Raw genomic sequence first — 14,365 nt, 5'->3', positions numbered from 1 at the left:
GAGCGGTGGTGTGAAGAGCGGTGGTGTGAAGAGGGCGGGCGTGAGAATACTGACAGTCACGAGGTGGGCGGCGCTGCTCACCGCCGCGACGGTGGCCGTCGGGGGCGGGCTGTGGCTGCGGTCCGTCCCGCCGAAGCCCGTCGCGAGCACGCTGCCCGCGCCGGCGATGGCCCTGAACACGGTGCCCTGGGAAGGCGGTCCCGCCGCCTACAAGGGCTCGGCCGCGGCCGTCAGGGCGGGCTGGACCCGCCCCGGCTTCTTCCCCGTGGGGCTCTGGTTCGCCTCGGCGCGGACCGGCCGGGAGATCGCGCTGGACCGGGCCGCGGGCATCAACACCTACGTCGAACTGACCGACGGCAGCCGCCCCGATCTGCTCAGGAAGTCCGGCATGACCGCGCTGACCAGCCGCCCGCTGCCCGGCGCGGGCGCCGAGACCGTGGGCTGGCTGATCGCCGACAAGGCCGACGTATGGGCGGGACCGGGCGACGGGCACTGGACGGGCGCCCGCGGCTTCACCACCAAGCCCGTCTGCGCCCCCGTACTCGTCACGTGCGGCTACACCGTCATGCGTACGCTTGCCGGGCGCCTGCCCAAGGGCGACCGGCTGCGGTACGCCTCCTTCGGCAAGGGCGTGGCCTACTGGGAGGAGGAGGCGCTGGCCGCCAAGTTCGTCAACGGCTATTCCGACGTGGTCGCGGCCGACGTCTCCTGGTACGGCGACCCCAACGTCTGCGCCGAGGCCACCCGGTGGCTGCAGCTCCCGGCGGCCCAGTGCCGCCTGGCGGCCAACTACGGCGCGACCGTCGAGCGGCTGCGCACCCTGGACGCCGCCGACGGCCGCCGGCAGCCGGTGTACGCGATCATCTCGCTCTCCGGCCTCACCCCCGAGCAGGTGGGCGGCGCGGCGATGAGCGCCCTGATCCACGGAGCCAGGGGGATCGTCTACGACGCGCACGGCACGGACCCCGCCTGCGAGGTGGACAACGTGCTCCGGCGCGCCTGCGGTATGGCGGTCAGGCACGGGGTCGCCGAGCTCGACCGCCGGATCGCGCGGCTCGCGCCGGTGCTCAACACCCAGTCGTACGCCTACGACTTCGCGCCCGAGCTGGACACCATGCTGAAGCGTCACGACGGCGCCTACTACCTGTTCGCGATGCTCGGCCGGGGCCAGGCTCCGGGGCCGCGCGTGCTGACCGTACCCAGTGATCTTTCGGCGGCGGGTCACATCGAGGAGATCTTCGAAGACCGGACCATCCCGGTCGACAGGGAGGGACACTTCACGGAGACCTTCGACGCGGAGCACAGCTATCACGTCTACCGGATCGCCCCGTAGCTGGGAGGGCAATGACTTCTCGAACGACGAACAGGACGAACAGGACGAGCAGCCGGATTTTGCTGATCGCGGTGATCGCCCTGCTGGTGATCGCCGTGGGCTGGGTCTTCGCGCGGGCCAAGTCGACCCGCGACGATCTCGGCCTGCCGCGCGTCGCCTGGGAGGGCGGCCCGGCCTATTACTCCAGGTTCAGCGCCCCGGCCGCCGCGGGTTGGACCGATCCATCGTTCTTCCCCATCGGGGTCTGGTTCGAGTCCGTGGTCGAGGAACGCGACGTGCGGATGGACAAGGAGGCCGGGCTCAACACCTACGTCGAGCTGACGGCCAACAGCGACATGGGCCTGATCCGCGCCAACGGGATGTCGGCGATCACCAGCAAGCCCCTGGCGGGGTCGGGCAGCGAGACGGTCGGCTGGATGATCGCCGACGAGCCCGACATGTTCGCCGGGCCGGGTGACGGCGTCTGGAGCGGCAAGTACGGCGGAGAAGGCCAGGTGTGCCTGCCCGACAAGCCGCCCTGCGGCTACACGGCGATGCGCTCCCTGAAGGACAAGCTGCCCAAGAGCGACGGCCGCCTGCACTACGCCAACTACGGCAAGGGCATCGCCATGTGGGAGTCCGACGACGAGGCGAGGAAGTTCGTCAACGGCTACACCGACGTCATGTCCACCGACGTCTACTGGTACACCGACACCGGCATCTGCCCGGAGGCCGAGAACTTCATCAAGCTGCCGCCCGACCGGTGCCCGCGGGCCGCCAACTACGGCATGGTCGTCGACCGGGGCAGGAAGCTCGACGCCCTGGACGGCAAGAGGCAGCCGATCTACGCGTTCGTGGAGCTCGGCTGGCCGGGGTCGAACGGCCTGCGCTCGATCACCGGCGACGAGGTGGCCGGCGCGGTGATGAACTCCCTCATCCACGAGGCACGCGGCGTCATCTACTTCAACCACAGCTTCGCCGGGCCCTGCCCGAGCCAGCACGTGCTGCGCGAGCCGTGCGCCCAGGCGACGCGGACGGCCGTGACGGAGCTGAACCGGCGGATCCGCACGCTCGCGCCCGTCCTGAACACCCAGTCCTACGTCCACACCTTCGCGCCGGGACTCGACACCATGCTCAAGGACCTCAACGGCTCCTCCTACGTCTTCGCCATGCCCAAGCCGGGCGCCCAGCCGGGCCGGCAGACGCTGCGGCTGCCCAAGGCGCTGGCCTCGGCCTCCAGCGTGGAGGTCATGTTCGAGAACAGGACCCTCCCCGTGAAGGACGGCGGCTTCACCGACACCTTCGAGCGGGAGAACACCTACCACGTCTACAAGGTCACGGCATGAGCGCGCCGGTGAACGTGGGCCTGGTCGGCGCCGGGCCCTGGGCGCGCGACTTCCACGCCCCCGTCTTCGCCGCCGGACCCGAGACCCGGCTGGTGGGCGTCTGGAGCAGACGCGCCCCGGCCGCGCGGGCGCTGGCCGAGCGCTTCGGCGTACCCGCCTTCACCTCCTACGAGCGGCTGCTGGAGCGGTGTGAGGCCGTGGTCTTCGCCGTCCCGCCCGACGTCCAGGCGGCCATGGCCGTCCAGGCGGCGCGGCGGGGCCGGGCGCTGCTGCTGGAGAAGCCGATCGCGCTGACCGTACGCGACGCGCAGGCGCTCGCCGACGCGGTGGACGCCACGGGCGTGGCCTCGCAACTCGTGCTGACCAACCGCTACCGTCCCGCCGTACGCGAGTTCCTCAAGCAGGCCCGCGACTTCCCGGCCATCGGCGCCCGCGCCATGCAGCTCACCGGCGAGTTCCTCGACGACACCTTCGCCGACAGCCCGTGGCGCTCCCGCGCGGGCGTGCTCTACAACACCGGACCGCACGGCCTGGACCTGCTCGACGCGGCGCTGGGCCGCATCACGGAGGTCAGGCCGGCGGGCAACCGGGCCGGCTTCCTGGCGCTGACGTGCCTGCACGAGAACGAGGTGATCAGCCAGCTGACGATCAGCGGCCGGGTCCCGCCACGCCGCAGGACCCGCTATGAGCTGTACGGCCCGGAGGGCAAGCTGGTGCTCGACTCCGAACTGCTGCCGGAGGACTCGACGGAGACCAGGGCGACCCTGCGCTCGGAGTTCGCCACCGCCGTACGGATCGGGCGCTCACACGAGATCGACGTACACCGGGGCCTGCACCTGCAGCGGCTCCTGGAGCAGGCGGAGCCGCGCTAAGGGGTCTCCGGGACCGCGGTGCGGGCGAAGCCGCGCTAAGAAATCTCCGAGACCGGGACCGGGACCGGGACGGGCTTGCGCTGCCGCAGACGCAGCGCGGGCCGCTCGACCAGTCGCCAGCTCAGCGCGGCCAGCGGCAGCACGATGCCGACCGTGGCCAGCAACACGAGCGCGGGCGCCCGGAGCCCGTACTGGACCAGCACCTGCTGGGCGGGGAAGGCCAGCAGGTAGGTCCCGTACGACAGGTCGTAGGAGCCGGTGGGCCGGTGCAGCCACGCCGGCGCGCGGAAGGCGATGAGGAACGTGAGGCAGGTGACGGCCGCGATCGCCGCCAGATTGGCCACCGGCGTGCCCCACAGCAGCCACCACGCGAGGACCACGGGGACCGTCAGCCAGAGCGACGGGACCCAGCGCAGCTCCCGGATGAGCATGCCCAGCGCGAAGAACGCCACGGGCTGCGCGGCGTAGGCCGACACCACCAGGGGGATGAGCGGACCGGAGTAGCCGGTGAGGTGGACGACCGAGGCGGCGGCCAGCGCGAGCAGCACCAGCCCCACCAGGACGGTTCGGCGGCGCAGCAGCCCCAGCAGACCCATGACGGCCACGCCGACGTAGCAGAGCACCTCCACCCAGATCGTCCAGAGCGACCCGTTGACCGCGCCCGGGTAGGGGAGCCCCTGGAAGACGCCGGGCAGCGCGTAGCTCACCGGCTGGATGAGCAGCCCTCTGGCGATGTAGCTCCAGGCGCCGGAGCTGGAGAAGTAGGAGGCGGCGGGCAGCGCGCTGACCAAGGGCCCGAGCAGCAGGGCCGTGGCGACGACGACGAGCGCGTACGCGGGATAGATGCGCAGCGCCCGGCGGAGCGTGTAGCGGCGTACCGACGGATCGGACAGCCAGCTCGTGCTGATCAGGTAGCCGCTGATGAGGAAGAAGACCCCGACGCCTATGCCGCCGACGCCGATCCCGCTGTCCGGGGTCAGCGGTGTCCCGTGGCCGGTCAGCACCCAGCTGTGCTCCACGATGACCGCGAGCGCTCCCAGGAGGCGCAGCAGGTTGAAGGCGTTCAGCCGAGATAGATTAGGCCCGTTGTGCGCTTCGGCCACTCCGCAGCTCCCCCGCGAGTCCGATGCATCTGATGTGTATCGGTTCGCGAAGGAGCTGCGTTACCCAGGATTTCAGCCGATGCGCCAGGTGTCTCCACCCATGAGCAGCTCGCTGAGGTCGCCGGAGCCCTTCTGCGCCACGGCCTCCTCCATCTGCTCGGCCATCAGCACGTCGTACGCGGGCCGGTCGATCGAGCGGAAGATGCCGATCGGCACGTGCTCGAACGCGGGCTCGTCCAGCCGCGACAGCGCGAAGGCCAGCGACGGGTCGGGGTGGTGCGCGTCGTGCACCAGGATCTGGTCGGCGCTCACCGAGGCGCGGTCGGCCACCTCGATGCCGCCGTTCGCCGCCCTGACGACCGCCTTCGACGCCGACACGATCGGCTGCCCGTGCTCCAGCCGCAGCGTGATGTCGTCGCGGATCTCCGGATCCTTGAGCTGTTCGAAGGCGTTGTCGTTGAAGATGTTGCAGTTCTGGTAGATCTCCACCAGCGAGGTGCCGCGGTGGGCGGTGGCCTCGCGCAGCACCGACTGCAGGTGCTTGCGGTCGGAGTCGATCGTCCTGGCCACGAAGGACGCCTCGGCGCCGATGGCCAGCGAGATCGGGTTGAACGGCTTGTCCAGCGAGCCCATCGGCGTCGACTTGGTGATCTTGCCGACTTCCGAGGTGGGGGAGTACTGGCCCTTGGTCAGACCGTAGATCCTGTTGTTGAACAGCAGGATGTTGAGGTTGACGTTGCGGCGCAGCGCGTGGATCAGGTGGTTGCCGCCGATCGACAGCGCGTCACCGTCACCCGTGATCACCCACACCGACAGGTCGGGCCGGCTCGCGGCGAGCCCGGTCGCGATCGCCGGCGCGCGGCCGTGGATCGAGTGGAAGCCGTAGGTGTTGAGGTAGTACGGGAAGCGGGAGGAGCAGCCGATCCCGGAGACGAACACGATGTTCTCGCGCTTGAGCCCGAGCTCCGGCAGGAAGCTCTGCACGGCGGCCAGGATCGCGTAGTCACCGCAACCGGGGCACCAGCGCACCTCCTGGTCGGACTTGAAGTCCTTCAGGCCCTGCTTGGTGTCCGTCTTGGGGACGAGCGAGAGGCCCTTCCCATTGATCAGCTCAGTCACTGTCGATCACGTCCTGGATGACTCCGGCCAGCTCCTCGGCCTTGAACGGAAGCCCGCGCACACGGTTGTAGCTGATGATGTCGACGAGGAAGCGCGCCCGCAGCAGCAGCGCGAGCTGGCCCAGGTTGATCTCGGGCAGCAGCACCTTGTCGTAGCTCTTGAGCACCTCGCCGGTGTTGGCGGGCAGGGGGTTGAGGTGGCGCAGGTGCGCCTGCGCGACCTTGCCGCCGCTCTTCCTGATGCGGCGTACGGCCGCCGCGATCGGGCCGTAGGTCGAACCCCAGCCCAGCACCAGCACCTTGGCGTCGCCGTCGGCGTCGTCGACCTCAAGGTCGGGTACGTCGACCCCGGCGATCTTGGCGGCCCGGGTCCTGACCATCAGGTCGTGGTTGTTCGGGTCGTAGCTGATATTGCCCGTGCCGTCGGCCTTCTCGATGCCGCCGATCCGGTGCTCCAGGCCCGGCGTGCCGGGGATGGCCCACGGGCGGGCGAGCGTGTCGGTGTCGCGCTTGAACGGCAGGAACTCGCCGTCGTCGCCGTTCGGCGCCGTGGTGAACTCCTGGGAGATGTCGGGTAGTTCGGACACCTCCGGCAGGCGCCACGGCTCGGAGCCGTTGGCCAGGTAGCCGTCCGACAGCAGCATGACCGGGGTGCGGTACTTGACCGCGATCCGCGCCGCCTCGATGGCGGCATCGAAGCAGTCGCTCGGCGACATCGGCGCCACGATCGGCAGCGGAGACTCGCCGTTGCGGCCGAACATGGCCATCAGCAGGTCGGTCTGCTCGGTCTTGGTCGGCATGCCGGTGCTCGGACCCGCCCGCTGCACGTCGACGATGAGCAGCGGCAGCTCCGTGGTGACCGCGAGGCCGACGGTCTCGGCCTTCAGCGCCACACCGGGCCCCGACGTCGTGGTCACGCCCAGCGCGCCGCCGAACGCCGCGCCCAGCGCCGCGCCGACACCCGCGATCTCGTCCTCCGCCTGGAAGGTGCGGACGCCGAACCGCTTGTGCTTGGACAGCTCGTGCAGGATGTCGCTGGCCGGCGTGATCGGGTAGGAGCCGAGGAACAGCGGCAGCTTCGCCTGCACGCTCGCGGCGATGAGGCCGTAGGCCAGGGCCTGGTTGCCCGAGATGTTGCGGTAGACGCCGGGCGCCAGCTGGGCCGGCTTCACCTCGTAGGAGACCGAGAACGCCTCGGTGGTCTCGCCGTAGTTCCAGCCCGCCTGGAAGGCCGCGATGTTGGCCTTGGCGATCTCCGGCTTCTTGGCGAACTTCTGCTCCAGGAACTTGACCGTGTGCTCGGTCGGCCGGTGGTACAGCCACGAGAGCAGGCCCAGCGCGAACATGTTCTTCGAACGCTCGGCGTCCTTCTTGGACAGCTCGAAGCCTTCGAGCGCCTTGACCGTCAGCGAGGTCAGCGCCACCGCGTGGACGCGCCACTCGTTGAGCGAGTCGTCCTCCAGCGGGTTGGCCGCGTAGCCGACCTTCTGCAGGTTGCGCTTGGTGAACTCGTCGATGTTGGCGATGATGTCGGCGCCGCGGGGCAGGTCGCCCAGGTTGGCCTTGAGCGCCGCCGGGTTCATCGCGACGAGCACGTTGGGGGCGTCACCCGGCGTCAGGATGTCATGGTCGGCGAAATGCAGCTGAAAGCTCGACACACCGGGGAGCGTGCCTGCGGGGGCGCGGATCTCGGCGGGGAAGTTGGGCAGCGTCGACAGGTCGTTGCCGAACTCCGCGGTGCCCGCGGTGAAGCGGTCGCCCGTGAGCTGCATGCCGTCACCGGAGTCTCCGGCGAATCGGATGATCACGCGGTCGAGTTGCTGGACCTGCTTCGTCACAGCTCAGTCCTCCTCGACGCGCCGGTGGCTGTGGGCGCGTTCTCAGTTTCCATGCTAGATCCTCGCGAGGTTCAACACGTTTCCTCGCCACATAATGCGGGTAAACGCGGAGGCAATCAGGGGCTACCGGAGAACCACTAGGGGTGACACAGCCCGCCGGCGATTGTGCACAGGTCTACGTGCAGCCGTGCGAAGAGGACTGTTCGGGTCACGAGCGCCAACTATACGTCCCCCCAAGGCGTGGCCTACGTCTGGGGGCGATGCGGCGTGCTCTCCGACCCCGACCGGTAAAGGCGTCCTGCCTGCATCCCTGCTGTTCCGTACAACTCCGGAACAGTCACGAGGGTGTAACCCTTCCCGCGCAATCTTTTGACGATGTCCGGAACCGCGTCCACGATCGTCTTGTTGACGTTGTGCATGAGCACGATGCTCCCGGCGCGCACCTGCCCGGTCACCCGGCCGGTGATCGTCTTGGCGTCGTCCACGCGCCCGTCACCCGCGTCGACGTCCCAGCCGACGATGGCGAGGCCCATCTGTCCCGCCACGTCCGTGACGTCCTCGCTCACCGCTCCGTAAGGCGCGCGCAACAGCGTGGGCCGCTCGCCGATGGTGGCCGCAATGGCGTCCTGGGTACGGCCGAGCGAATCGGCGATCTTGCTGGTCGGCAGCTGCGACAGGTCCCGGTGCGCCCAGGTGTGGTTGGCCACCAGATGCCCCTCGGCACTCATCCTGCGCACCAGATCCGGCCGGGCGGCGGCGTTGATGCCGATGGTGAAGAAGGTGGCCCGCGCCTTCTCCTCGTGCAGCGTGTCGAGCAGCCGAGGCGTTTCGGGGCCGGGCCCGTCGTCGAAGGTCAGCGCGACGCACTTGGTCTCGGCGCAGTCGACCGAGCCCGCCTGGTTGCTGGCCGCCTCCGGGCTGGGCGTCGGGACCGTCTTCGGCACGGTCGGGGGCTCCTGCTCGGCGGCCGTCCGTACGGCATGCTGAGCGGTCCGTCCGGTCGACGACAGCAGGGGGCCTGCCTGCCGGGCGGGTACGGCCACGGCCACGCGACCGAGGGAGCACGGCCCGATCTGGCAGTCGTCGAACTCCACCACCAGATCCCCGTCATGGTTGAAGGCCATCGAGTCGAACTGGTCGCCCGTCAACTCGTGGGCGATCGTCGGGGTGCCGCGCTTGTCGAGCTGACTCCTGACCAGTCGCGTGAGGTCGTACAGCGCGCTCTGCCCGTCGAGCAGGCCCGTCGAGCCGGTCGCCTGGCCGGTCTTGCGGTCGTACCAGAGGGTCCGGGTGGAGTTGCTCCAGCCGTCGCCGAGGGACTCGCCGGCGCGCAGCCGTACCCCGACGATCTCGCTGGAGGCGGCGGTGAGCTGCCAGTCCATGTTCAGCTCGGGGCGGGGTCGCGCCGCGTCGAACCTGGTGGCGTAGCGGAAGCCGCGCAGCACGCGCTCGGCCTCGCCGCGCAGCGCCGCGTTGAGGCGGGGGGCGTTCGGCAGCCGGGGGTAGGCGAGGTGCACATAGCGACCCGCGTCCTCGCCCTCGTCCCCGCCCAGGTTCCTGGTCCCCAGACCGTCCACGGTCGCCGGGTCGACAAAGTCGATCATGGTCGGCTCCGCGGGGACCATGACGTCGTGCTCGGGGGAGGCGGTGGCGGCCAGCCCCCCACCTGCCGCGGAGAGGACTAGCAGCGCGATTCCTCCGAAGAATCGCTTTTTGCGCATGAGCGCCAGGTTATGGGGGAGATCACGTGGTTTACCCCGTTTTGGGGTGATAGGGACGGAGCTTTGACTGGGTTACGATCAGGACATGGACGGCTACTTCGGGTCCTACGTGCTGGTCGCCGCGCTGCTGGTGATCGGCGTGGCCATCGTCGCCGGGGCCCTCCTGATCAACCGCCTCCTGCGCCCGACCAGGCCGACGGCCGAGAAGCTGACCACCTACGAGTGCGGCGTCGACCCCGTCGGCGACGGCTGGGCCCAGTCTCAGGTGCGCTACTACGTCTTCACCTACCTGTACGTGGTCTTCGCCGTGGACGCCGTCTTCCTCTTCCCGTGGGCCACGGTCTTCGACGCGCCGGGATACGGGCTGACGACGCTCGTGGAGATGTTCGTCTTCCTGGGGTTCATCGCGCTCGGCATCCTCTATGCCTGGCGGAAGCGCGTACTCGCCTGGACTTAGGTTGTTTTTCGGTCGATCACCCGGGGACTCTCTACTCCTGGGGGAGATCGCGAGGGACAATGGTCGTATGGCAGCCACGGATCTCCCGATGCCCACAGTGGGGCCGATCTCGCGCTTGGCGCCCAAGCCGATGCGCTTCGTCCTCAACTGGGGGCGGCGATATTCGCTGTGGGTGTTCAACTTCGGGCTCGCCTGCTGCGCGATCGAGTTCATCGCGACCTCGATGAGCCGCCACGACTTCATCCGCTTCGGGGTGATCCCGTTCGCCAACGGGCCGCGCCAGGCCGACCTGATGATCGTCTCGGGCACCGTCACCGACAAGATGGCCCCCGCGGTCAAGCGTCTCTATGAGCAGATGCCCGACCCGAAGTACGTGATCTCGTTCGGCGCCTGCTCCAACACCGGCGGCCCCTACTGGGACTCCTACTGCGTCACGAACGGCGTCGATCAGATCATTCCCGTGGACGTCTATGTGCCCGGGTGCCCGCCCAGGCCTGAGGCGTTGCTCCACGGGATCATGAAGCTCCAGGAGAAGATCGCGGCGGAGCGGCTCAGCGACCGTTACGTCTGGTCCCGCTCGCACGGGGAATCGGGCGGGGGAGAGTTGTGACGCTTGAGGAGCGGTTCGGTGAGCGGGTCTCGGTCTCGACGTCCTTCGGCGAGACCACCGTCGACGTCGCCACGGCCGACTGGATCGAGGTCCTGACCTTCCTCAGGGACTCCGGCCACACCTTCTTCGACTGGCTGACCGGGGTCGACGATCCGCCCGACGGGTTCTTCGTGGTCGCCCATGTCTACGACCCCGAGTCGTGCGAGCGCGTGCTCGTCCGCACCCGGGTGCCGCGCGCCGATCCGCGGCTGCCCTCGGCCGTGGGCGTCTACCGGGGCGCCAACTGGCACGAGCGCGAGACGTACGAGATGTTCGGGGTGCTCTTCGACGGCCACCCCTACCTGGTGCCGCTGCTGCTGCCCGACGGGTTCGAGGGGCATCCGCTGCGCAAGGACTTCATTCTCGCCGCCCGGGTCGCCAAGCCCTGGCCGGGAGCCAAGGAGCCCGGCGAATCGGGGCACGGCTCGCCGAGCCGGCGCAAGACGCTGCCGCCCGGCGTACCCGCCGACTGGGGGACACCCGATGCTTGACGTGGTGCTGCGCTTCGCCGCCATTCTCGTCGTGTTCCTCGTGCTGCCGCTGATCGTCGGGCAGACCGAGCACAAGGTCATGGCGCACATGCAGTCGCGCCTCGGGCCGATGTACGCGGGCGGCTTCCACGGCTGGGCGCAGCTCATCGCCGACGGGGTGAAGTTCGCGCAGAAGGAGGACGTCATCCCGGCCGCGGCCGACCGGCGCATCTTCATGATCGCCCCGGGCGTCGCCCTGGTGCCCTACCTGCTCGTCCTGATCGCCATCCCCGTCGACCAGGGCCTCGTCGGCGTGGACCTCGATCTCGGGCTGTTCTTCGTACTCGCGGTGATGGGGATCGGGGTGCTCGGCTCGATCATGGCGGGGTGGGCGTCGGCCAACAAATACTCGGTGCTCGGCGGTATGCGGGCGGCCGCCCAGCTCATGTCGTACGAGCTGCCGCTGGTGCTGGCGGCCTCCTCCGTCGCGATGGCGGCGGGCACGCTGTCCATCCCGGGGATCGTGTCGGCGTGGCAGTGGTGGTGGCTGCCGTGGCAGGCCATCGGCGGCGTGGTGTTCTTCCTGGCCGGACTGGCCGAGTTGCGCCGCCCGCCGTTCGACATGCCGATCGCCGAGTCCGAGATCATCATGGGGCCGATGACCGAATACACCGGGATGCGGTTCGCCCTGTTCATGCTCTCGGAGTACGTCGGGATCGTCGTGCTGTCGTTCCTGACGACCGTGCTGTTCCTGGGCGGCTGGCACGGCCCGCTGCTGGCCGGGTGGGTGTGGACGCTGGTCAAGGTGTTCGTGTTGGCCTTTTTGGTGATTTGGTTGCGGGTGAGCTTTCCCCGGCTGCGCGAGGACCAACTGCAGAAACTGGCCTGGGTGGTGCTGGTGCCACTGGCGCTGGCGCAACTGGCACTAACGGGCGTGGTGAAGGTCCTCACTTAGTGCGGTTGTGGTCACCGCATTAGTCGTTTGGGCCGTCACGTGGGCATTCCTGGGCCCCGAAACTTTACCTTCGACTTATCCGTCTTATGTGGATAGGGGGCTAGGGGGCCTAGGGGGAGGACGATCGTCATGGACGTTCAGCTTCGACCGGTAGCGGGGGCGCATCCTGGGGCACGCTGCCCCAAGACCGTCATCTCGTGGGACGGCAGCGCGCTGGCGGTCACCGACACCGCATCCGGCCAGTCCTTACGGCTGAGACCCGCGAGGCTTTACTGCTACAGCTACGACCAGGCGTTCCTCGTGTCGTCCAAAAAGCCCAAGACCCACGCGGTCCAGGGCTTGGCCGCGCTCGACGAAGACGGCCTGGTGCTCCTCGACCTGCCGGGTGAATGGCACTTCCCGCACCTGACCGACTTCGTGGCGAGAACCGGCATCCCGCTGATCGACGCCCGCAGCCTCCCCTCGAACCGGGTACGCGCCGTGCTCGCCGCCCGGGCTCCCGGCTGGCGTCGCCTCCACGGCCAGCCTCCACCGCTGCTCCTCAGGTACCGCAAACCGGTGAGCATCGGCGTCGGCGTCGCCGGGCTGGCCGCGATGGTGTACCTCGCGTCGACCGGTATGTGGATGGCCTGGCGTGGCATCTCCGCGGTCGGCCGGATGCTCTTGGACGTCGTGGAGGCCAAGTGGCTGGCGGTGGGCTTCAGCCCCCTACTGCTCGTCGTGCGTCCGGTGTCGGCTCGCGTTCAGCGGTGGCGTGCGGATCATGGCTTGATCCTCGGCTCTGCCACGGGGGTGTACCTCAGTGTCACGCCAAACGAGAAACTGCAGATCAACCAGGGTAAGGCGCGGCTCCCGAAGATACGGATCGGTGAGGGGCTGGCGGACGCGGTGAGCTTGCTGCTCTACCACTACGACGATTTATCCGGACTTGTCATCCTGAATAAGCGGGAAGATGCTGTGCACCATCTCCCAGGGCCATGGCTGCCCGACGCGGCCAATCGTTTCGCGCGCCGGCAGGGGCTGAGGCTGGCTGTGCATGCGGTGTCGCGGGAGGAGTACATCGCCCTGACCCTCAACTCCCGGGACGCGACACCCTGATCGTGTCGGCTCGTATGACCCCGAAAGCGGTCCATCGCGGCATCCTCGGCCGCCTCACCGGCCGTCGGCGGGTCAGGTCCGGGTGGATCGGGTCAGTGGACGATGGCCAGCATCACGTCGGACGCGGACGGCCGGTCGTCGGGGCTCTTGTGGAGGCAGGAGCCCGCGATGCCGCGGAGGGCGGGCGGTAACGGCGAGAGGTCCGGATGGAAGGTGAGCACCCGGTTGAACACCGCCGGCACCGTGTCCTCCCCGAACGCCGGCCGCCCCGTCGCCGCGAACATCATCGTCACAGCCCAGCTGAACACGTCGGACGGCGGCCCCACCGGCGCCCCGGACAGTTGCTCGGGCGACATGTACGGCGGGGTGCCGACCATCTTGCCCGAGGTCATCGTCATCTGGTCGAGCGCCCGCGCGATCCCGAAGTCGATCACTCGCGGCCCGTCCGGTCCGATCAGCACGTTGCTCGGCTTGAAGTCGCGGTGGACAACCCCCGCCTTGTGGATGGCGGCGAGCGCTCCGGCTGTGGATAACGCCAGCCGCGTCAGGCTGTCCTCGTCGCGCGGGCCGTACTTGCGTACGAGATGTTCGAGCGACGGACCCTCGACGTATTCGCTGACGATGTAGGCGTGCTGACCCGTGATGCTGACGTCGAGCACCCGGGCCGTGGAGAACGTCGCCACCCGGCGCGCCGAGTCCACCTCCCTGGCGAACCTGGCCCGCGCCACGTCGTCCACGAGGTCGTGCAGGACCTTGACCGCGACGCGTACGCCGTTGGGCGCCATCGCCAGATAGACCGCGCCCTGCCCGCCCCGCCCGAGCGGCTGGAGCACCCGGTAGTGCCCGATCCACTCGGGCTCGTGCGGCCGGCGCTGGTGACTCGGCGCGGTGGTGCGCTGGTGCAGATCGAAGGGCGGCGGAGTGCTCCGGTGCTGGTGGGGAGGCTGGTAGACAGGTCTGTTGAGGCGGGCCCTGACCATCTTGGGGACGAGGATGCCCGAGTGGACGACCCCGCCCAGCCAGCTGATCGCCAGCGCGAACGTGACCAACCCCGACAGTGGGTCCGGGAATTCGTCGTACTCCGCGTAGGTCACGGCCGCCAGCAAGAACGAGCCGATGCAGATGGCATAGAAACCAGCCGCGACGACCTGCCACGTGCTCCGCAGCCAGTAGGCCGCGAACCCGATCGTGAACGGCGTCGCCAGCCCACACGTCAGCAGCGGCAGCACCGCCCACACGATGGCCGCCGCCCACGCTCCGCCGCTGGGACGGGGCGGCTGGCTGTACGACATGGCGGGAAGACTATCGCGCAGGACTTTCACATATCGGGTGTGGACACATCTTGTGGATAACCTCCGGTCAGCCTGTGGATAGCTGTGGAAAACTTGGGGACAACGGGCCTGGAGCGTTCACCTGCGCGGTCAAG

At 69.0% G+C, this 14,365-nt stretch carries 13 protein-coding genes; 8 read left to right on the top strand and 5 right to left on the bottom strand.

Features of this window, described 5'->3' with window-relative positions; genetic code table 11:
• Positions 1 to 40 precede the first annotated feature (40 nt).
• The 3 genes from AB0H88_RS46065 to AB0H88_RS46055 are packed head-to-tail and all read left to right on the top strand — an operon-like array spanning position 41 to position 3,530.
• Complete coding sequence (locus AB0H88_RS46065) at positions 41 to 1,333, top strand: hypothetical protein (RefSeq protein WP_357655588.1); 1,293 nt, start codon at positions 41 to 43, stop codon at positions 1,331 to 1,333.
• 11 nt (positions 1,334 to 1,344) lie between these two features.
• Positions 1,345 to 2,658 (top strand): hypothetical protein, encoded by a 1,314-nt coding sequence (locus AB0H88_RS46060; protein WP_357655587.1) that lies wholly within the window; start codon positions 1,345 to 1,347, stop codon positions 2,656 to 2,658.
• Positions 2,655 to 3,530, top strand: a complete 876-nt coding sequence (locus AB0H88_RS46055) for a Gfo/Idh/MocA family oxidoreductase (RefSeq protein WP_357655585.1) — start codon at positions 2,655 to 2,657, stop codon at positions 3,528 to 3,530. The genes AB0H88_RS46060 and AB0H88_RS46055 overlap by 4 nt, the downstream gene beginning before the upstream one ends.
• A gap of 35 nt (positions 3,531 to 3,565) precedes the next feature.
• Here the strand turns inward: AB0H88_RS46055 and AB0H88_RS46050 are convergent, their stop codons facing one another.
• The 4 genes from AB0H88_RS46050 to AB0H88_RS46035 form a co-directional block, all read right to left on the bottom strand.
• Complete coding sequence (locus AB0H88_RS46050; RefSeq protein ID WP_357655582.1) at positions 3,566 to 4,633, bottom strand: acyltransferase; 1,068 nt, start codon at positions 4,631 to 4,633, stop codon at positions 3,566 to 3,568.
• A gap of 72 nt (positions 4,634 to 4,705) precedes the next feature.
• Positions 4,706 to 5,752 (bottom strand): 2-oxoacid:ferredoxin oxidoreductase subunit beta, encoded by a 1,047-nt coding sequence (locus AB0H88_RS46045; protein WP_357655579.1) that lies wholly within the window; start codon positions 5,750 to 5,752, stop codon positions 4,706 to 4,708.
• Positions 5,745 to 7,589, bottom strand: coding sequence for a 2-oxoacid:acceptor oxidoreductase subunit alpha (locus tag AB0H88_RS46040; RefSeq protein WP_357655578.1), 1,845 nt, complete (start codon positions 7,587 to 7,589; stop codon positions 5,745 to 5,747). The genes AB0H88_RS46045 and AB0H88_RS46040 overlap by 8 nt, the downstream gene beginning before the upstream one ends.
• A gap of 245 nt (positions 7,590 to 7,834) precedes the next feature.
• Positions 7,835 to 9,310: a polysaccharide deacetylase family protein gene (locus tag AB0H88_RS46035; protein ID WP_357655575.1), complete on the bottom strand. Its 1,476-nt coding sequence runs from the start codon at positions 9,308 to 9,310 to the stop codon at positions 7,835 to 7,837.
• Between the two features lie 85 nt (positions 9,311 to 9,395).
• Between AB0H88_RS46035 and ndhC the strand changes: the two genes are divergently transcribed.
• From ndhC to AB0H88_RS46010, 5 genes are all read left to right on the top strand, one after another.
• The gene (ndhC, locus tag AB0H88_RS46030) at positions 9,396 to 9,767 is read left to right on the top strand and encodes an NADH-quinone oxidoreductase subunit A (protein WP_357655572.1); all 372 of its coding nucleotides are present in this window, start codon (positions 9,396 to 9,398) and stop codon (positions 9,765 to 9,767) included.
• A 130-nt stretch (positions 9,768 to 9,897) separates the two neighbouring features.
• On the top strand, positions 9,898 to 10,377 hold the full coding sequence (locus AB0H88_RS46025; protein ID WP_357655695.1) for an NADH-quinone oxidoreductase subunit B family protein: 480 nt from the start codon (positions 9,898 to 9,900) through the stop codon (positions 10,375 to 10,377).
• Entirely contained in the window at positions 10,374 to 10,907 is a 534-nt protein-coding gene (locus tag AB0H88_RS46020) for an NADH-quinone oxidoreductase subunit C (protein ID WP_357655571.1), read from the top strand. Before AB0H88_RS46025 ends, AB0H88_RS46020 begins: the two co-directional genes overlap by 4 nt.
• Complete coding sequence (locus tag AB0H88_RS46015) at positions 10,900 to 11,841, top strand: complex I subunit 1 family protein (RefSeq protein ID WP_357655569.1); 942 nt, start codon at positions 10,900 to 10,902, stop codon at positions 11,839 to 11,841. The genes AB0H88_RS46020 and AB0H88_RS46015 overlap by 8 nt, the downstream gene beginning before the upstream one ends.
• A 129-nt stretch (positions 11,842 to 11,970) precedes the next feature.
• Positions 11,971 to 12,939, top strand: coding sequence for a hypothetical protein (locus tag AB0H88_RS46010; protein ID WP_357655567.1), 969 nt, complete (start codon positions 11,971 to 11,973; stop codon positions 12,937 to 12,939).
• Positions 12,940 to 13,031: 92 nt separating this feature from the next.
• On the opposite strand, the gene AB0H88_RS46005 is transcribed toward AB0H88_RS46010, so the two are convergent.
• A complete protein-coding gene (locus tag AB0H88_RS46005) occupies positions 13,032 to 14,231 on the bottom strand; it encodes a serine/threonine-protein kinase (RefSeq protein ID WP_357655564.1) in 1,200 nt (399 codons plus the stop codon).
• Positions 14,232 to 14,365 lie beyond the last annotated feature (134 nt).

It is taken from the genome of Nonomuraea sp. NPDC050680 (assembly GCF_040654555.1).
Taxonomy (GTDB): Bacteria; Actinomycetota; Actinomycetes; order Streptosporangiales; family Streptosporangiaceae; genus Nonomuraea.
The sequence above is the reverse complement of the archived record's forward strand: the minus strand, read 5'-3'. Positions and strand labels throughout refer to the sequence as shown.

Excerpts from the sequence above, each read along its gene's own strand:
- AB0H88_RS46035 (WP_357655575.1), bottom strand. The coding sequence starts at position 9,310 with ATGCGCAAAAAGCGATTCTTCGGAGGAATCGCGCTGCTAGTCCTCTCC.
- AB0H88_RS46010 (WP_357655567.1), top strand. The coding sequence starts at position 11,971 with ATGGACGTTCAGCTTCGACCGGTAGCGGGGGCGCATCCTGGGGCACGC.
- AB0H88_RS46060 (WP_357655587.1), top strand. The coding sequence starts at position 1,345 with ATGACTTCTCGAACGACGAACAGGACGAACAGGACGAGCAGCCGGATT.
- AB0H88_RS46025 (WP_357655695.1), top strand. The coding sequence starts at position 9,898 with ATGCGCTTCGTCCTCAACTGGGGGCGGCGATATTCGCTGTGGGTGTTC.
- AB0H88_RS46055 (WP_357655585.1), top strand. The coding sequence starts at position 2,655 with ATGAGCGCGCCGGTGAACGTGGGCCTGGTCGGCGCCGGGCCCTGGGCG.
- ndhC (WP_357655572.1), top strand. The coding sequence starts at position 9,396 with ATGGACGGCTACTTCGGGTCCTACGTGCTGGTCGCCGCGCTGCTGGTG.
- AB0H88_RS46005 (WP_357655564.1), bottom strand. The coding sequence starts at position 14,231 with ATGTCGTACAGCCAGCCGCCCCGTCCCAGCGGCGGAGCGTGGGCGGCG.
- AB0H88_RS46015 (WP_357655569.1), top strand. The coding sequence starts at position 10,900 with ATGCTTGACGTGGTGCTGCGCTTCGCCGCCATTCTCGTCGTGTTCCTC.